This window comes from Salinisphaera sp. SPP-AMP-43 (assembly GCF_049568105.1).
GTDB lineage: Bacteria > Pseudomonadota > Gammaproteobacteria > Nevskiales > Salinisphaeraceae > Salinisphaera.
In genome coordinates this window covers 1,016,665-1,035,487 of the sequence record NZ_CP145335.1, presented here as the reverse complement: position 1 = coordinate 1,035,487, position 18,823 = coordinate 1,016,665, and the positions used below count along the sequence as shown (strand labels likewise).

Annotated in this window: 15 protein-coding genes; 4 read left to right on the top strand and 11 right to left on the bottom strand. The window is 62.4% G+C overall.

What is annotated here, in order from left to right; all coding sequences use genetic code 11:
- The first annotated feature begins 252 nt into the window (after positions 1–252).
- A complete protein-coding gene (gene rpoH, locus V5738_RS04445) occupies positions 253–1,128 on the top strand; it encodes an RNA polymerase sigma factor RpoH (RefSeq protein ID WP_423823200.1) in 876 nt (291 codons plus the stop codon).
- An 802-nt stretch (positions 1,129–1,930) separates the two neighbouring features.
- Here the strand turns inward: rpoH and V5738_RS04440 are convergent.
- Together V5738_RS04440 and V5738_RS04435 are read right to left on the bottom strand one after the other, a co-directional pair.
- Entirely contained in the window at positions 1,931–5,434 is a 3,504-nt protein-coding gene (locus tag V5738_RS04440; RefSeq protein WP_423823199.1) for a mechanosensitive ion channel domain-containing protein, read from the bottom strand.
- Between the two features lie 640 nt (positions 5,435–6,074).
- Complete coding sequence (locus V5738_RS04435; RefSeq protein WP_423823198.1) at positions 6,075–6,359, bottom strand: hypothetical protein; 285 nt, start codon at positions 6,357–6,359, stop codon at positions 6,075–6,077.
- A 174-nt stretch (positions 6,360–6,533) separates the two neighbouring features.
- Here V5738_RS04435 and V5738_RS04430 point away from each other — a divergent pair, with 174 nt between their 5' ends.
- On the top strand, positions 6,534–7,223 hold the full coding sequence (locus tag V5738_RS04430; RefSeq protein WP_423823197.1) for a TetR family transcriptional regulator: 690 nt from the start codon (positions 6,534–6,536) through the stop codon (positions 7,221–7,223).
- Positions 7,224–7,248: 25 nt separating this feature from the next.
- Here the strand turns inward: V5738_RS04430 and V5738_RS04425 are convergent, their stop codons facing one another.
- From V5738_RS04425 to V5738_RS04415, 3 genes are all read right to left on the bottom strand, one after another.
- On the bottom strand, positions 7,249–7,839 hold the full coding sequence (locus V5738_RS04425) for a DUF2059 domain-containing protein (protein ID WP_423823196.1): 591 nt from the start codon (positions 7,837–7,839) through the stop codon (positions 7,249–7,251).
- A 7-nt stretch (positions 7,840–7,846) separates the two neighbouring features.
- Positions 7,847–9,601: an assimilatory sulfite reductase (NADPH) hemoprotein subunit gene (gene cysI, locus V5738_RS04420; RefSeq protein ID WP_423823195.1), complete on the bottom strand. Its 1,755-nt coding sequence runs from the start codon at positions 9,599–9,601 to the stop codon at positions 7,847–7,849.
- A gap of 80 nt (positions 9,602–9,681) precedes the next feature.
- Positions 9,682–11,514 carry an assimilatory sulfite reductase (NADPH) flavoprotein subunit gene (locus V5738_RS04415; RefSeq protein ID WP_423823193.1) on the bottom strand — a complete coding sequence of 611 codons (1,833 nt, stop codon included), beginning with the start codon at positions 11,512–11,514 and terminating at the stop codon, positions 9,682–9,684.
- A 186-nt stretch (positions 11,515–11,700) separates the two neighbouring features.
- Here V5738_RS04415 and V5738_RS04410 point away from each other — a divergent pair, with 186 nt between their 5' ends.
- Together V5738_RS04410 and V5738_RS04405 are read left to right on the top strand one after the other, a co-directional pair.
- The gene (locus V5738_RS04410; protein ID WP_423823192.1) at positions 11,701–12,309 is read left to right on the top strand and encodes a hypothetical protein; all 609 of its coding nucleotides are present in this window, start codon (positions 11,701–11,703) and stop codon (positions 12,307–12,309) included.
- Between the two features lie 23 nt (positions 12,310–12,332).
- Positions 12,333–12,680: a YqcC family protein gene (locus V5738_RS04405; RefSeq protein WP_423823191.1), complete on the top strand. Its 348-nt coding sequence runs from the start codon at positions 12,333–12,335 to the stop codon at positions 12,678–12,680.
- Between the two features lie 41 nt (positions 12,681–12,721).
- On the opposite strand, the gene cyoE is transcribed toward V5738_RS04405, so the two are convergent.
- From cyoE to coxB, 6 genes are read right to left on the bottom strand one after another with little or no spacing between them, the layout of a single operon-like run.
- Positions 12,722–13,648: a heme o synthase gene (cyoE, locus tag V5738_RS04400; protein ID WP_423823190.1), complete on the bottom strand. Its 927-nt coding sequence runs from the start codon at positions 13,646–13,648 to the stop codon at positions 12,722–12,724.
- Entirely contained in the window at positions 13,629–14,633 is a 1,005-nt protein-coding gene (locus tag V5738_RS04395; protein WP_423823189.1) for a COX15/CtaA family protein, read from the bottom strand. The genes cyoE and V5738_RS04395 overlap by 20 nt, the downstream gene beginning before the upstream one ends.
- Positions 14,630–15,235: a hypothetical protein gene (locus tag V5738_RS04390; protein WP_423823188.1), complete on the bottom strand. Its 606-nt coding sequence runs from the start codon at positions 15,233–15,235 to the stop codon at positions 14,630–14,632. Before V5738_RS04390 ends, V5738_RS04395 begins: the two co-directional genes overlap by 4 nt.
- Positions 15,232–15,975 carry an SURF1 family protein gene (locus V5738_RS04385; protein ID WP_423823187.1) on the bottom strand — a complete coding sequence of 248 codons (744 nt, stop codon included), beginning with the start codon at positions 15,973–15,975 and terminating at the stop codon, positions 15,232–15,234. Before V5738_RS04385 ends, V5738_RS04390 begins: the two co-directional genes overlap by 4 nt.
- 15 nt (positions 15,976–15,990) lie before the next feature.
- Positions 15,991–17,595, bottom strand: a complete 1,605-nt coding sequence (locus V5738_RS04380; protein WP_423823186.1) for a cbb3-type cytochrome c oxidase subunit I — start codon at positions 17,593–17,595, stop codon at positions 15,991–15,993.
- Positions 17,592–18,794, bottom strand: coding sequence for a cytochrome c oxidase subunit II (gene coxB / locus V5738_RS04375; protein ID WP_423823185.1), 1,203 nt, complete (start codon positions 18,792–18,794; stop codon positions 17,592–17,594). The genes V5738_RS04380 and coxB overlap by 4 nt, the downstream gene beginning before the upstream one ends.
- Between the last annotated feature and the right edge of the window lie 29 nt (positions 18,795–18,823).

The following is an 18,823-nucleotide window of genomic DNA, read 5'->3' as shown; positions in this document are numbered from 1 at the left end:
CGCATCACCCTAACCCGCCGAGCGGTGGCCACAGAGGCGGCTGTACGGTCTGCGGCGTGCGCGCTGCACCGACCGTATCGTCGCTAGGCACTGTCGTTACGGCCTGGCGCGACTCCGAACAAATGCCCATCGCTATTGCCGGGAACCCAAGGCATGGTTCGTGGTCTGAACAATAGAATTCTCTGAGCTACTGGTCAGCCCCTAGTTTGCTAAAATAGGGGCTATATGGCATTAGCCCAAGGAGGCTGACACATGGCCAACGATGTTTCCCTGTCCCCTGCGAAGATGAACCTGCCGACCTTGTCGTCGGCGAGCATCGAATCGTATCTACAGGCAGTATCGAGCATTCCGGTACTCGAGCAGGACGACGAGCAGAAGCTTGCCCGCAAATTGCGCGACGAAGGCGATATCCAGGCGGCCCAGAAGCTGATTCTGTCCAACCTGCGTTTCGTGGTGCATGTCGCACGCGGCTATTCGGGCTATGGCCTGCCGCTGGCCGACCTGGTCCAGGAAGGCAATATCGGCCTGATGAAGGCCGTCAAGCGCTTCGATCCCGACGTGGGCGTACGTTTGATTTCGTTCGCTGTGCACTGGATTCGCGCCGAAATCCACGAATACATCCTGCGTAACTGGCGCATCGTCAAGGTGGCGACCACCAAGGCCCAACGCAAACTGTTCTTCAACCTACGCAGTTCGAAGAAACGGCTCGGATGGATGAACCACGACGAAGTCGAAGCCGTGGCCGGTGATCTCGGCGTCAAACCCGAGACCGTGCTGCAGATGGAGCGGCGCCTGTCCGGCGGCGATCAGTCGTTCAATGCCTTGCCGGCCGCGGGTGAAGAAACCGCCTACGCGCCCGAGGACTATCTGTCCTCCGACGACGGCGATGATCCGGCCTCCGATATCGAAAACGATAATTGGCAGACCTATCAGCACGCCAATCTCGAACGCGCAATGGCCCATCTCGACGAACGCAGCCGCGATATTCTCGAATCCCGCTGGCTGCGTGAGGAAGGCAAGATCGGCTTGCAGGAACTGGGTGATAAATACGAGGTCTCGGCCGAGCGTATTCGCCAGCTCGAAGTCGCGGCGATCAAGAAACTGCGCAACGCGATGGCCGCCGCCTAAGTAGCATCGCAACCTGACTTATAGCATCTCGACAACGATACTTGCCCCAAGCCAGGGCTGGCCGGGCAGGTATCGACGTTTTTGATCCGCCATCGCCCTATCTTTTGGATATGGGCCAGACCTGCCTGATCGGGCCTGTACCTCGAATCCCACAGGCGGCCCGCCCCCAGGCCGCGCCACCGGCTTACCCAAAGCACATACCCGCCGAGCGCGAGTTGCCGAATCATGCCCGGACGACCCTACGCCAAGGCGTGTTGAGGTTTCGTGCAAGCCGTTTTTTCGAAGGATTGCGCCCCAGTCGCTACCGGGCCACGTAACGCGCCTTGATCAGGGCACGCCCAGAACCGGCGGCTTGCGCCTTATCAACCACGAGTTGAGGACGGCAACGCGACGCTCACGAAACCTCAATACGCTCCTACGCCGCTCGCTCCAAACACCGCCCTCGCTGCCCAAAAGCAATACAGGCGTATCCGCGGCGTTTCAGGCCAAAGCCGAACAACCCGGGCGCATCGCGGTTTTACCGAGCGTCGCCGCGCCCCCACTCGTAATATGCAGGGCCCGAACCGCTATCCGAGCCGTCCCCGATCAAGATCAACCACGCCCCAGACGCGATTTCGGCCCGCTTTTTCAAAACGAGGACGAACTGGCCTACGGTCCGGGGTTGTCGCTTACCGGCGGCGCGCTCTATGGCCATACTCGCCGTATCTGGCTCACAGACCGACGTCCACAGGCATTGCCGACAGGCTTCAAGCCAGAGCATGCTGGCAGCGCTTGTATCGCGGTCCCTGCCGTTTTAGCTGACTCATGCCTCCGGCAAACCGCCGCCGTCTGAGGCATCTCCTTCACCGGCGTCCCGACTGCGTTTGAAACGACCAATCCGACGCGCCGGCTTGCGCTCTTCGCCGAAATGGCGCTTCACGTTGTCGTCGATCGAGCGAATATGCAGATCCTGCTGCGGGAATACGATTTCGACCCCGTTATCGCGGAATGAATCATGGATTCGACGATACAGCGCATGCTGCAATGGCAGCAGGTTGTAGAGATCGTGATAGAACACGCGCGCCTCGAACAGGATCGCGCTTTCGCCGTAGCCGACCATGAACACCGATGGCGCCGGGTTATCCAGTGCGACCGGCTCAGACTGAATCGCCTGGTAGATCAGCTTTTCGACCAAGTCGGCGTCCGAATCGAAGGCCACCCCGACTCGAACGATCAATCGGGTGATGTCGTCGGTCAGCGTCCAGTTGATCACGGTCTCGGTGATGAAGGTCTTGTTGGGAATCACCACCTCTTTGTTATCCCAATCGGTGACCGTAGTCGCACGAATACGAATACGCGAGACCGTGCCGGTCAGCGTGCCGACCGTGACGGTGTCGCCAACCCGTACCGGGCGTTCGAATAGAATCACCAGACCCGATACGAAATTGGCAAAGATCTCCTGCAAACCGAAACCGAGACCCACGCCGACCGCTGCGATCAACCACTGAATCGAGGACCAATGCAGCCCGATCAGATTGACCGCGACCAGCAGCCCGAAGATCACGATCGCATACTGGAACAGCGTGGCCATGGCATAGCGGCTGCCCGAGTCCATGGAAAACCGCCGGAGCACGGTGATCTCGAGAAAGCCCGGCAGGTTGCGCCCAGCCAACGCCGTGACCACGCCGACCGCGACCGCCAACAGCAACGCTCCCAGCGTGACATTGGTGATCTGGGTCTCGCCGTTGACTTGGGAGGCGTATTGCCAGAGTTCGACGTTATCCAGCAGCTGGAGTGCCGGCAGCGTACCCGACCAGACCAACCACAGGCCGGCCGCGATCATCAATGTGATCACCACCTTGATCAGACCGCGGGTCTGCTCGCTGATCTGGACCAGATCAATCTCTAGGCCCTCGAGCGTATCCGGCGCACTATCCCCCGAGGCCGCGGCCGCTTCGCGCGAGGCCCGGGCCTCGCGAGCTTCTTCACGCTTGCGCAGGGCACGCGCCAGTGCCAAACGCCGCTCGGCAACGGTCAGCCAGCGCACGATCAGACTGTAGATGACCACCGAGGCCCCTAGCGCCGCGGCCGAATAAAAAAACCGGCTCTGCAGCTGCAACGCTGTGTAGTAATAGCCCAATCCGGCCAGCACCGACAACGCCAGCGGTATAGCGACCGCGATCGGCAGCCAGAGATACCCCAGCCGCCAGTGCGTACTGTCCTCGGGGGTCATGACGTCGGCCAACGCCCCGCGGATCGGATGCAGAATGCGCCAGGCCACGACCGCGATCGACAGTTCTCCGATCATGAACGCTGCCCGACCGATCGTCTCGCGCTTGGCATCGTCGTCGAATGCTTCGGTCAGACCGATCACCAGCACCGGCATGACCAGTGCCGCCAACAGCCAACGCAGATTGCGGTGCAGGCCGATGCGGGCGCTGTCTGGCCATTGGAAATGGTGATGGGCCAGTCCGTGGGCCCGACAGACGTTGGCGAACGGCTCGATGAACAACCACAGCAGCCCGAGTTGAAACACACCGGCCGCCGCTGCCTGGGTGAACTTCGAGGCATTCGGCGCACTGCGGGTCAGATAGCCCACCAGCAACGGAATCAAAATACTCGGCAACGACAGCATCACGGTGATCAATGCCGTGCGCAGGGTCAGCCAGATAGTGTCGTGGCTGACATTGCCTACCGGCTCGCCGAGCTTGCGCATGCGATGACGCATCGGCCGGCGCAGCGCGATCAATACGCCCAGGAACAGCGTACCCACCGCGGCCCATAGCGGTTTGGCCACGATACCGGCCACGAACGACGACACCGTTTGCTGCCAGCTTTTGGGATTGAGAATCCATGGCAGGTCGCCGGCAACGCGCCCCGGCCAGTCGAGATGAATCGGCCGAAACGAAGGCAGCCAGAACAGGCGTTCATCCAACAGACGATTGAACGACGACAGAGTATTGTCGTACTGCTTCGACAAGCTGCGCAGATCTCGCCCGAGATCGATATAGCGCCCTTCGGCGTCGATCAGCATCGAGACGATCGAACGGCGCTGCTCGAACAGATTGACCAGCGATTCACGCTGGCCGGGGCTGAGCTCGACACCGGCCTTGTCGGCGATTTGTTGGGCCATCGCCCGTGGGTTGTCGAGTTCGGCGCGGTCCTGCTGGAGTTGGAAACGTTTGAGTTCTGCCGAGGAAATGTCCGGCCCGCCATTCGAGCTCGAGCTCGACAAGAACGGCAGCACCGGATTGGCCAGCCGTCGGCGCTGGTTGCGCAGTACATCGCCGAGCGCCACCGAACCGCCCCCGATCTCGAGCTGGCGCTGCACCAGATTCAATCGACGCTCGAGATTATCGACCTGCGCGCGCTGTTCGGACTGCTGTTGACCAAGCTGTTGGGTATTCTGGCTGAGTTCGGCCAGGTCGTGGGTGAGCTCGACGTTGCGCTGCGCGGCCTCGCTGATCGGGCCCAGCGATGTTCGCAATTCATCCAGCTTTTGCTCGCTGGCATTCTTCAACGACTGCGCTGAGGCCTGTTGTTTACGGCTCAACGCGGTCTGAATGCGCGCGACCGACTCGTTCAGGCGTGCGACCCGAGCCTCGGCCAAGGAGCGCCGGGCCTCCAGCAACCGTTCGTGGCTATCCAGCCCCGACAGCTCCTGTTGGAGACGCTCGATCTTGGCATTGAGCGCATCCCGTCGCGCCGTGTTGAGCGCATTCTTGGCCTGTGCACGCAGGCCCTGCGGCTCGGCCAGATCGGTCGCGTTTTCGCTGACCAGCGACTGTAGCTGACTGCGCGTATCCGCCAGCGCTTGGCGCGCTTCATCCGGGCGCTGGGCAGCCTGGGTCAGTTGATCGCGCAGATCGGAGAGCTGGGCCTGGGCATCCGACAACTGGCTCTGCAGCTTGTCTGCGCGAGTCGACAGTTCATTCAAGGACAGACTGGTGAGGTCTTCCAGCGAGGTCGGCTGGCTGAGATCGGCCAACTCGCTCTGAACCTGCTCGATCTGCTTGGGCGCCTCGACAGCCTCCTTACGCAGCTTTTCAGCCTGTTCGTGGCTGGACTGGGCGGATTGTGCCGCCGACAACGCCTGCTTGTAGGTCTCGAGCGCATGCTCGCGCACGCTATCGGACAGCCCCTGATCGGCTTTCAGAGACTTGATCTGCTCCTCGAAGCGAGAAATCTCTTTCTGATAATCCTTGGCCGGTGTCGCGGTCTGGGCTGCAGCGGCCGTTGCGACCATCCACACGACCAATGTGACCAGCAGTCCCAACGTGAGCAGGCCAACCCGCTGTGATGCTCCGCAAGATGAGAAGTGACGCATGAACACGGTTCCGATCGAGGCGTGTCGTCTGACTCGACGGCCGCTAGTTTACGACCTGTCCCGAGCGCTGGCGAACGCTCGGTCCGAATCGGGAATTCATCATCTGCCCCGGGGGCCGATGAACCTGTTGTACCCGCCCGGAACGGTCGTGCGGCCCCTGCGAATACCGCCGGCAGCCCTGGGACGCTTGCCACAGGCCAACCCGGTGGCCCGCACAGGACATCACCGATCTCAGCCCGCAGGAACGGGCGGCGGGCATCGGGCGCTGCGATCCGGCCCGATGATTGCGGCGTACGCGACCGCCGGCTGGTGCCGCGCCGGCCATGCTTCGACACGCCACCCCACCGGATCGATCCCGGCTCGATCGCCCTAGCGCCGGTGGCGGTGTCATCCGAGCGCCGCGTGTGCCCAGCAAAGCCCGTAAGGCGCGGGGAACGGCGTCATGGCGTCCCCCTGCCGACGGCTCGCGCCACAGGGCATCTAGGGTCGATTGTGTATGGACCGCTCCATGCGCAAGGACAGGCGCCGGCGTGGCGCCATCTGGCGCAGGCTCGCGTAGCACCACCCGGCTACGTTCGCTATCCTGGGTCTGAGCACACGACAGGGCGTGGCATGGGCGCGTACGCACTATCAATAGGCCTTAGCGCGAGCGCTCGGCCTGGTGACGTGCCCGGGCATCGTCGATGATCTCGAACATATCGGTGCCGAACTCACCGATCTCGCGGTTGACGCCTCGCAGTACATCGTAGATCGACCGGGCCGGCCCGCGCGGATCCGCCCCGACCACCGTGGGCAGGCATCGATCCCGACGGCGCCGACGCGATAGATACCCGCCGATCAGGCGATGGCAGTTTTCCATGCGCACGACCGCCGAGTCGATCGCTGACTCGGTCGAATCCTTGAGGGTTTCAAGCAGCTTGAGCATCGTTCATCCACGCTGGCCCGCGATCCGAAAAGATTAGAACCTTTGTTGCGTGACGACAAGAACAGCGCCGCCTGCGGCGACGACTTGTCCGCAGCCATGGTGCGACGCACAATGACGTCGGTTCCCATAGATTCTTGCTGGGGATTTGTCGATAAATTTGTTAAAACCACGCGCATGACCCGCTCCATACCACGTACGGACCAGTCGCCACGTAACCCGCCGCGGCGCGGCGAGGCTCGGGCTGCGTTGATGCAGGCCGCCTTGGAACTGGTGGCCAGCGAAGCCAATTTCTCGGCCTTGTCGCTGCGCCGAATCGCCCGCCAGGCGGGCGTGGTGCCGACCGCGTTCTACCGCCATTTCCAGGATATGGACGATCTCGGCATCGCGCTGGTCGAGGGTACGTTCACCGAACTGCGCGGCCTGCTACACAACGCCGATCTGCCGTCCATGCCGCTTAAGGGGCTGACGCGATATTCGATACGACTGTTCGCTCATCACGTTAGAGACCACCGGCTGTTGTTTCAGTTCCTGATCAAGGAACGCTATGCCGGCAGCACGGCGATGCGCAGCGCTATTCATGGGCATATCACCACCCTGATCGTCGAGCTCGCGCGAGATTTATCGCAGTTTCGCGAGTTCTCGCATATCGACATGCCCGATCTGCGCATGATCGCCGAGCTGGTGGTCAATACGGTGATCGCCCTGGCCGAGCGCATCCTGGATGTGGCCCCGGACAACGCCGAAGACGATGCCTTGATGCTGCGCGCTGAAAAACAGCTGCGGGTCATTTTTCTTGGAGTCGGCCACTGGAACAGCCAGATCACTACCCCCGAACAATACACCGCCAGCGCCCATCAGAGCTGATCGCCGACCCGGCGCGGCCAGAGGCTCAAGGCGCGGTATCGGTTGCCGCCCCGCTGTGCTGATCGAGCCGGGCCTGCACCCGGTCGACGATCTCCGGCACCAATGACAGCCCCCACTGCGAACCAAGATCCAGGGTTTCGGTGAGCAACTCCGGCGAGACGCGGACCAGCTTCTGGCCGAGGGGTGACTGGTAGAACGTGACCAACTGGTTGAGTTCGACCAGGTTGAAATGCTTCTGATAGATCGGCGCCAGCACCGAATACAGGGCATCACCGTCGGCGATATGCTCGGCGACCACGGTCCGGGTCTGTTGTTGGACGATGTTCAAGGTACGCTCGTTCAGGGTCGGCCCGAACATCGAGATCGCGCTGGAAACTCGATCGACGAGCTGCTCTGAAAACACCGCCCGCATCTGGGGTGAATCGGTCAGTGCGACCAATCGGTGAATGAGCTCGGACTGGCTGCGCTCGATATCCGCCGACTCGGATGCCGTGGTCGGCCCCCCGGTCTGTTCGGCAGTCATAGCGGACGGGCGGGCTACGTCATCGGCAGCCAGCGTCGTCGCCGGCGCGACGAGCGCCAGCGCAATCGCGCCGGCCGCTCGTCGCCATTTCATTCGGCGATCATGCCGCCTCAGCAGGTCCGGTCTTGTCATGGAAGTAACGGCCCTCGGTGGTTTCGGCAATGATGCCGGTACGGACGACGAAATCACCGAAATGCTCGCCGTCTTCCCGCTCGGCCGAGAAGCGCTCGATCATCGGGGTCAGCTCGGCGAGTATTTCGTCTTCGCCGATATTCTCCCGATAAAGCTTATTCAAACGTGAACCGTCGAACGCCGCGCCCAGGTACATATTGTACTTGCCGGGTGCTTTGCCAACGAAGCCAATCTCGGCCAGAAACGGCCGCGCACAGCCGTTCGGGCAACCGGTCATGCGGATCACGACCGGCTCGTCCCCGATCCCGGCATCCACCATCACGCCTTCGATCTTGGCTACCAGATCCGGTAGATAGCGCTCGGATTCGGCCATCGCCAGGCCGCAGGTCGGGAACGCCACGCAAGACATCGCGGCATGCCGGACCGGCGAGTAGGCCCGGCCATCATCCAGGGCGTAGTGCTCAACCAACTCTTCGATGGCCGGCTTATCGGCCTCGGCCACGCCGGCGATGATCACGTTGTGGTTGCCGGTCAGGCGGATCGTGCCCTTGTGGATCTTGGCCAGTTCCCGCAGCCCTGTCATCAGCTTGTAGCCCGGCCGGCCGCGATACTGGCCGTAATGGGCCAGACCGTTGTCGTCGAAGTCGGCGATACGGCCGTTCTCGATGAACAGCGTAAGCTGCCAATGGCCGTCGTCGGACTGATGCCAGCCCAGCGGATCGCCATTGCGGTCGAAGTGATAATCACGGGCCGGCTCGAGTTCGATATCGGCCCGCTCGGCGAGCTGGGCGTGGATGAAATCGAGGCCGTTATCGTCGATCGTGTACTTGAACCGCGCATGCTTGCGGTTTTCGCGATCGCCGTAGTCGCGCTGGATGGTGACCAGGGTTTCGACCGTGGCCAGCACGTTGTCGAGATCGGCGAAACCGATCACCGTACCGAGCCGCGGATAGGTTGCCGGCTCGCCATGGGTCGTGCCCATGCCACCGCCGATGGCGACGTTGAAGCCGACCAGCTCGCCGTTGTCGACGATCGCGATCAGGCCAATATCGTTGGCGAATACGTCGACATCGTTTTCCGGCGGCACCGCGATCGCGATCTTGAACTTGCGCGGCAAGTAAGACTTGCCGTACAGCGGTTCATGATCGGGCTCGCCGCTCGATTTCTGCTCGAGAAAGATCTCTTCGTAGGCACGCGATTTCCAGGCCAGGTGCTCGGAGATCTTGTCCGACCAATCGTGAACCGCCGCATGCACGGCTGAGCGCTCGGGATTGGCCGCGGCCATTACGTTGCGGTTGACGTCGCCGCAGGCGCCGCGGGCGTCCACGCCGATCTTGTATGCATCCTGCAGCAACGGCCGCAGCTGCCACTTCGAGACATGGTGATACTGGAAGGTCTGGCGGGTCGTCAGCCGCAGCGTCCCGTTGGCATATTTATGCGCGAGTTCGTCGATCGCCAGATACTGCTCGCCGGTCACGACCCCGGCCGGCAGACGCAGGCGCAGCATGAACTGATAGTGCGGCTCCAGCTTGGCAGCCTTGCGCTCGGCGCGGACGTCGCGATCGTCCTGCTGATAGAAGCCGTAGAACTTGGTCAGCTGGGTATCGTCCTCGGCGATCGAGGCCGATAATTCGTCGGCCAGACCCTCGGCGATAGTACCGCGCAGATAGTTGCTGGCCAGCTTGATGTGTTCGACGGGAGACAAATTCTTGGTGTCGCTCATAGCGGTCACTCGCTGATGGGTCGACCGGCCGCCCACGGCGGCCATGGCCTTGGCAATACAGAAAGAGTTACGAGTCGAAGCTAGTAAACGTCGCGCTGGTAGCGCTTTTCTTTCTGCAGATTCTTGAGATAACCGGCCGCGCCTTCGGCATCCAGACCGCCGTGCTCGCCGATGATCGCCAGCAACGCGTCGTGGACATCTGCGGCCATGGCATTGGCATCGCCACAGACATACAGGCTGGCACCGGATTCGATCCAGTTAAACAATTCGGCCCCGGCCGCGCGGATCTTATCCTGCACATAGACTTTTTCAGCCTGATCGCGGGAAAAAGCAACGTCCATGCGGGTCAGTAGCCCGGCCTCGCGCCAGCGCAGCCAGTCGGTCTGATAGTAGAAGTCGGTCCGGAAATGCTGGGCGCCGAAAAACACCCAGTTGCGGCCGCTGGCCTCGCGTTCCTCACGCTCTTCCATAAAGGCCCGAAACGGGGCGATACCGGTGCCTGGCCCGACCATGATGATGGGCGCGTCGTCGGCCGGTAGCTTGAAGTTCTTGTTGTGGTCGATATAGACCGCAACCGACGAATCCTCGCTGCGATCGGCCAGCTGGATCGAGGCCACGCCGTGCCGATCGCGGCCATGGGTCTGGTAGCGGACCGCGGCCACGGTCAGATGCACTTCATCTGGGTTGGCCGCATGGCTGGAGGCGATCGAGTACAGCCGCGGCGGTAGTTTGCGCAGCAGGCGCACGAAATCTGCCCCGGTCATGTCGGCGACCGGGTAGTCCTCGACCAGATCGATGATGAAGCGGCCGTCGATATATTCGGCCAGCTGCTCGCGGCGGTCTTCGGCGAGCAGTGCGTTGAGTTGCTCGCTGCCCGCACGCTCGGCGTATTTCTCGATGAACGGCCGGGTCAGCGTGGTGATCTCGTACTGATGGGTCAACGCATGCGACAGCGACACCTCGCCGTCGAGGCCGGTGACTTCATCCTCTGCGCGCGCGCCGAGCGCAGCGATCAATTCTTTGACCACCTGCGGGTCGTTGGCAGGAATGATCCCCAGCGAGTCGCCGGGCTCCCAGACCAACCCCGAATCCTCGGTGTCGAGCTCGATATGGTGGACTTCCTTGTCCGAGCCGCGGCCATTCAAGACCACGTTGGTCAGCAGCTCGGCCTGATAGGGGTTCTTGCGGGTCGGCGCCTGGCCCCCGGTATCAGCCTGGCCGGCAGCCCCGGGCATTGGCGTGACGTTGGCATGCTCGGCCTCGCCACTGCCGGCCTCTGCCTTGAACTTGGCGACGACGTCACCGATCCAGGCTTCGGCGGCATCGTCGAAATCGACGTCCAGATCCACCCGGTCGACGATCCGGTTCGCACCCAGCTTCTCGAGCTGGGCATCGAAATCCCGGCCGGTCTGGCAGAAATGCTCGTAGCTCGAATCGCCGAAAGCCAGCACCGAGAAATTCAGCCCTTCCAGCTTGGGGGCTTTCTTGCCGAACACGAACTCGTGCAACTCTTCGGCATTGTCGGGCGGATCGCCCTCGCCGTGGGTTGAGACACAGATCACGAGATTCTGTTCTTTTTTAAGATCGCGCGGCTTGTAATCGAGCATATCGATCGCCCGAGCCGTTAGGCCCTGGGCTTCGGCACGCGCGACCAGCTGTTCGGCGATATCTTCGGCGTTCCCAGTTTGGGAGCCGTAGAGCACCGTCAGCGGCGCGCTGGCCGCAGCGCTTGCAGCCGGCGCGGCTGCCGGCTGGGCGACTTCGCCAACCGCGGCCTGGGCGTTCAGCCCGGCCAAGTAGCCGCTGATCCAGGTGGCCTGGGTTGGGTTCAGACTCTGGATCAGCGTCGTCAGCTGCGCGGCCTGCTGCGCATCCAATGGGCTGCTGTGTTCGTCGATGGTTACTGCTTTCATGACCATGGGGGTTCGTGCGTACCCGAGGCGGAGGCAGAGGCTAGCGCGACCGCCTACGAATTAAAACCTTTGTTTTTGTATTTTTATATAACTTTAAAATATATGACGCGGCGCAACAGCGCCAAGCGACCTATTGTAGCGCGTTGTGCATACCGTGCCTAAGCCAGCTCTGCTAGGCTCCGCGGCATGCGTATCCTGATCCTGCTGTGTCTGCCGGCCGTGTTGCTTACCGGCTGCGTAACTGCGCCACCGAGCAATCCCTCCAATCTCTGTAGCATCTTCCGCGAAAAAGGCGGCTGGTACGACGACGCCAAGGCCGCCGACCAGCGCTGGGGCGCGCCGATCCCGGTCCAGATGTCGATCATCTACCAAGAATCGCAGTACATCGGGGACGCCAAACCGCCGCGCAATCATTTGTTCTGGATTATCCCCTGGACGCATATCAGTTCGGCCTACGGTTATACCCAGGCCCTGGATTCGACCTGGGATCACTACAAGTCCAAGACCGGCCACCCATTCGCCGATCGCGACGACTTCGGCGATGCCACCGACTTCGTTGGCTGGTATGTCGACCAGAGCCATCGCATTCTGGGTATTTCCAAAGCCGATGCCTATAGCCAGTATCTGGCCTACTATGTCGGCCAGGGCGGTTATCGCAGCGGTGCCTATCGCCGCAAGCCGTGGCTGATGAAAACCGCGCGGCGGGTCCAGAACCGTGCCGGTCGCTATGGCCGCCAACTGAGCAGCTGCCGCTCGGAGCTCGAACACCCCGGCCATTGGTGGTGGCCGTTTTAGAATTTTCGCGACCGATTGAGACCATGACGCCGAACAGCGACTCGAACGCCCTCTCCCAAGCTGCCGACTGCGTGCTGGCCATGGAACAGGCCATGCGCGGCGGCGGGCTCTGGCATGCCGAAACCCCACCCCCGGCCGCCATGGCCAGCCGTACACCGTTCTGTGCCGATACGCTGGAATTCACCCAGTGGCTGCAGTTCATCTTCGTGCCACGGATGCGCGATCTGATCGAAGCCGGCGGGCCATTGCCCGGCGCCAGCGGCATCGCGGTCATGGCCGAGGCCAAGCTGGACCAAGGTTCGACTGCCGAGCAGCGTGTAACCGAAGTACTGGCGGCCTTCGACCGGCTCGTCGAACGCCAGACCGGCTAAGCCGACCGGCCTCGAGCGGGCCAACTCCAAAAGACTGCCTATTAGCCGGTAATCGCCGGGATGTAGTGGTCGATCAGCAGCGCCGTGAACAGCGCCATCAGATAGACGATCGAGTAACCGAAGGTCTTCATGCCCAGGCCGGGCTTCGGCCACCATTTCAGGCGTACGGCATAGACCAAAAACCAGCCGGACAGTACCACCGCACTCACCAGATACAGCCAACCGCTCATGCCGGTCGCAAACGGCAGCAGCGACACGGCGAACAGAATCACCGTATAGATCAGGATCTGGGTGCGGGTATGCTCAATGCCGTGGGTGACCGGCAGCATCGGAATATCAACCTCGGCATATTCCTTGGCCCGGTCGATCGCCAGCGCCCAGAAATGCGGCGGTGTCCAGATGAAGATGATCAAGAATAGGATCAACGAGTTCGCGGTGACCGAGTCAGTAACCGCTGCCCAGCCGAGAGTCGGTGGCGCAGCCCCGGCTGCCCCGCCGATCACGATGTTCTGCGGCGTCGCCCGCTTGAGATACATCGTATAAATGCCGGCATAGCCAACCAGTGCGAACAGAGTCATCCAGGCGGTCAGCGCGTTGACCAACGTCAGCAGGATAACCATGCCGGCCACACCGATGGCAAAGGCAAAGATCGCCGCCCGACGGGTATCCAAATGGCCGGTGACCAGCGGCCGCTTACGGGTCCGCTTCATCCGCGAGTCGGCCTGCACATCGATCATTTGGTTGACCGCGGCTGCCGAAGCCGCCATCAAACCGATGCCGAGCGTACCGAAGACCAGGGCATCGATCGGCACCATGCCCGGGGTCGCCAGAAACATGCCGACCATCGCCGTAAACACGATCAGCAGCACCACGCGCGGCTTGCACAGCTCGTAGTAGTCGGTCAGCCGCTGCGACAGAGTCGGCCGGTAGGCAGCGGAGGACGACGAGCTAGACATGATGGCGCGCACTCCAGACAGCGTGATTGATGGCAACAAGGGTCAATAATAACAGGGCCGCCCCGCCGTTGTGAGCCACGGCGATCGGCAGCGGTAGATGAAACACCACGGTCGAGATCCCGAGCGTGATCTGTAGGGCCACCACTGCAATCAGAACGCCAGCCAGACCGGCCCAGCGCCCGTCGTGGCGCGCGGCCATGAACAGACGCACCGCGAGCGCGAGCATCGTGATCGCGATCACGCAGGCGCCCAACCGATGCGTCCAATGGATGGTCTGGCGCGGCACGCTCGACAGGATGCCGTATTCATAGTTGATCCCCAGCCCGTGCCAGAGGGTAAAGGCCTTGGCGAAGTCGGTCGGCGGCCACCACTGGGTCTGACAGGTCGGAAAATCCGGACAGGCCAAGGCCGCATAGTTGGTCGAGGTCCAGGCACCGAGAAAGATCTGGCCGATCAACAGCACCAGCGCGGCACCGGCGAGCGTACGCAGGTTGGCCAGGCCGCTGGCCGCCCAGCCATAAAACAACGGTCGTTGGCGGAACAGACAGAGCCCGAGCAGCGCGAAAATCGTCATGCCGCCGAGCAAATGGGCAGTCACCACCAATGGCTTGAGCAGCAGCGTGACCGTCCACATACCGAGCAGCGCTTGAAACACCACCACGGCCACGACCACCCAAGGCAGGATACGCTGCTCGTACGGATTGCTCGTACGCTTGAGCGTCAGCAGCGCCAGTGCCAGGATCACCAGCCCGAGCGTGCCGGCGAAATAGCGATGGATCATCTCCTTCCACGCCTTGCCGGCCTCAACCGGGCGCGAGAAGTTGGCATCGGCCTTGGCGACATCGTCGACCGAGCTCGGTACATCGATCTGTCCATAACAGCCGGGCCAGTCCGGACAGCCCAGACCGGCATCGGACAACCGCGTATAGGCGCCGAGCATGATCACGGCCAGAGTCAGCACCAGCGCGAACAGATTGAGATAAAAACGAGTGGTCATAAGGTGTCCGATGATTCGCCGGCAGCCGGCCGGGACAACAGATGCACGAGATCGCGATGCAGGGCATCGCCCAGCCCGGGCGCGCTGTAATAGGCCATCCAGCGTCCTGCGGGGTCGATCAAATAGACCCGATCCGCCGGCTCGTCAAGCCCGGCCTGTCGCAACCGCGCCAGCCAGGGCTTCATTTGAATACGGTAGATCGCCAGATCCGGTTGCGCCGACAGGCTCGATGGGCGCGCATTATCGCCTATCACGAGCATTCGCTGCACCCGGGGTGCGTCGATATGTAGCAACGCCACGGCCTGTCGTGTTTCGGCCAAACGCTGTCGACAGCCTGTGGCACAGCCCTGCGGCGCGATCTGCAAGACATGCCAGCGACCGCGCAGGCGCGACGTGCTCGACCCGGCGGGCTGGCCGTTGCGCCGGCGTAGCGCCAGATCGGGCAACGGCACGGCCGGCGAGACCAGCTGGCCGGCGGCGGCCGCGCCGTCACCGCGCCAGCCGAGCCCGTAGTACAGCCCCCAAGCCGCCCACACCGGCAGCGCGAATAACACCAGCAACCCGATCAAAACCCAGCGGCTGCGCCCCGGCGCGCGGCTCACGGCCGTCGTTTGGTATTGACCACCACCAGAATGATCACCGCGATCAGCGCCATCAAAAACCATTGCGACGCATAGATATAATGCGCCCACGGGCGTAGCCCTATGGTGTCTTCATCCCAGTCGCGCACGAAGCCGCCCGGCGCCTTGGGATCGAGCAGCAGCAAACCGTCAGCCACCGGCGCCCGATACTGACAGCGCACCGTCGCCGTGGTTGGATAGTTGAACGCCCGCGGCCAGCCACTGCGATCGCATTCCTGATCGTCGCCCATACGCAGCCCCGGCTGCGGAAAACCACGCCAGTAACCGCGAATGCTCACCGAGCCACGCGGCGCCTCGGGGTCGGGCTTGGGCGCGCTGCGACCGTCGGTCTTGGGGACCCAACCGCGGTCGACCATGATCCGTACTCCGGAATCCAGAACCAGCGGCGTCCATACCCGATAACCCGTCTGGGTACCGGTCACTTGGTTGGATAACAACAGCTGATGGGCTGCGTCGTAATGGCCGCTGACGATATACCGATAGCCGCGCCGCGCGCCTTGCCCTTGGCGCACCGCCTCGGGTGTGAGCGCCAGCTGCTGTGGTCCGGCGCGCTCGGCCGCGCGATGCTCGGCGACCAGACCTTGCTTGTAATGTGCGCGCTCGATCTGCCAGAGACCCAGCGCCGATAGAATCACGACGCCGACCGCTGCGATCAGCACGCCCCACCAAGGAGGCGCGAAGCGAAAAGAACCGATTTGCATGGGGGCTTCTCCGTATCAGTCCGGCTTGGCGAGCTCGTCGGCGGCAACCCGAGGCGGCGTCGCGAACGTGCGATACGGCCAAGGCGAGGCCAGCGTCCATTCCAGGCCGCGGGCGCCGTCCCAGACCCGATCCGGGGCGGCTGCGCCCCGGCCCAACAGACAGCGCGCCATGTTGTAGACGAACAGCAGCTGGCCAGCGATGAACATCGCCGCCGCGATCGAGATCACTTGATTGAAATCGGCGAACTGGCTCGAATAATCGGCGATCCGTCGCGGCATACCGGCCAGGCCAAGAAAATGCATGGGAAAAAACAGCAGGTTGATCCAGACCGCACTCCACCAGAAATGCACCTGGGCGAGCCGCTCCGAATACATGACGCCGGTCCATTTCGGCATCCAGTAATACAGCGCGGCGATCATGGCGAAAATCGAGCCCGGCACCAGGACATAGTGAAAATGCGCGATCACGAAATAAGTATCGTGATACTGGAAATCGACCGGCGACAACGACGCCATCAGACCGGAAAAACCGCCGATCATGAACAGCACCACGAAACTGGTCGCGAACAGCATCGGCGCTTCGAAGGTCATTGCCCCGCCCCATAGGGTGGCGACCCAGTTGAACACTTTCACCCCGGTCGGCACCGAAATGATCATGGTCGAGAACATGAAAAACAGTTCCGCCGGCAACGCCAGGCCGGTGGTGAACATATGGTGGGCCCAGACGATGAAACTCAAAAGGCCGATTGCCAGCGTGGCATAGACCATCGAGTTGTAGCCAAACAGCTGCTTGCGCGCAAAGCTCGGGAGAATTGTCGACACCAGGCCGAAGGCCGGCAGCACCATGATATAGACCTCCGGATGGCCGAAAGTCCAGAACAGATGCTGATACAGCAATGGGCTGCCCTCGGCGCCGAACCAACCACTGCCCAGATAACGATCGGCGCCGATCATCAGCAGGATCGCTGCCAGCACCGGCATTACCGCAACGATCAAAAACGCCGTGACCAGCCAACTCCAAGCGAACATCGGCATGCGCAGCATCGGCATACCCGGCGCCCGGCGGCGCAGCAGCATCACCAACACATTCAACGACGATCCTACGCTGGACAGCGCCAACAGCTGCACGGCCACGATGAACAATGGCAGCGCGGCCCCGGTCTGCTGAATCAGCGGTGGATACAGGGTCCAGCCGGTCTGCGGCGCGCCGCCGGCCACGAACGGGCTGACCAGCAGCGCGCTAAACGCGATCGGCAACAGCCAGAACGCCGGCCCCGAGGCGCGCGGCCAGGCCAGCCCCGGCGCGCCGATCATGACCGGCAACATGACATTGGCAAAGCCCAGAAACGCCGGCACGATGCCGCCAAAGATCATGATCAGCCCGTGCAGCGTCACGATCTGGTTGTACACGCCGGGGTCGATGTACTGGATACCCGGCGCAAACAGCTCGCTGCGGATCGCCAGCGATAGCCCGCCGCCGACCGCAAACATGATCGCGGCCAGCACCAGATAGGCAAAGCCGGCGTCCTTGTGGTTGGCCAACAGCAGCCAACGCCCCAGCCAGGGGCCGAAACCGTCGCCCAGGCGCGCAGGGCTTGCAGGGGGCCGAGTCGTGCTCATCGTCGTTTCTTTACATCGGCCGGCTGCACGGTATCGCCGGTGTCATTGCCGAGCGCATTGCGCTCATAGGTCACCACGCCCGCGATATCAGCATCCGACAGGACGCCACCGAACGCCGGCATCGCTTTTTTGCCATGCAGCACGCGATCGATATGCGCGGCAACCGGGCCTGTGGCGATATCGCTGCCGGTCAACGCCGGGAAACCGGCCGCCGGCAGGCCAGAGCCATCCGGCTGGTGACAAGCCGCACAAACATTGTCGTAGATCTGTTCACCACGGGCCATGAGTTGTTCATGGCTCAGCGGTGCATCGCTGCCATGATCGCGTTCGGGCGTCGGCGTACCGGCCGCGGGCGGCGCGCTCTCATCGGCCTGGCCGCGATCCGGCAGATCGATGCCTTCGGGCAGATGACCGCCCTGCTCGTTTAGCCAGGCGATATAATCCGACTTCGACACCACGCGCACCACGATCGGCATGAAGGCATGGCCGCGACCGCACAGCTCGGCGCATTGGCCGCGGTAGACGCCGGTTTTGTCCGCACGAAACCATTTGTGGTTGGTCTGGCCGGGAATGGCATCCATCTTGCCGCCGAGCGCAGGCACCCACCAGGAATGAATGACATCGTCCGAGGTGATGTTGAGCGCTACCTTGGCCCCGACCGGCACTACCATCGGCTGATCCACATCGCGCAGATAGTGCTTCACATCGGCCGGCTGGGTACCGCTGCCCGGAATATTGGCCGCCCGACTGTCGCTGGCTAGGCGGCTATAGAAATGCACGTCCGCCCCCGGATACTCGTATTCCCAGAGCCATTGATGGCCAGTCACATCGATGGTCATATCCGCATTGCCGGTATCCGCTAGCGAGATCAGCAGGCTGGCGGCCGGAATCGCTACGCCGATCAGAATCGCGAATGGAATCACCGTCCAGGCGATTTCCAACCCGACCGACTCACGAAACGAAGCCGGCGTGACCCCCCGCGCCTTGCGGTGGCGCGCAATCGAGATAGCCATCACCAGGCAGACACCGCCGCCGATGACCACACAGATCGCCAGCATCGCCATATGCAGATCCCACACCTTGTGGGTCATGGCGGTCACGCCCTCGGTCAGATTCATCTGCCAGGCGGCATCGGCCGGCGCCGTCATCACCAGCAGCAACACGAGCCAGGCTAGACGGGAGACAAAAAGACGGGGCATCGAGAACATGCAGCGGGCCGGGATCGGAT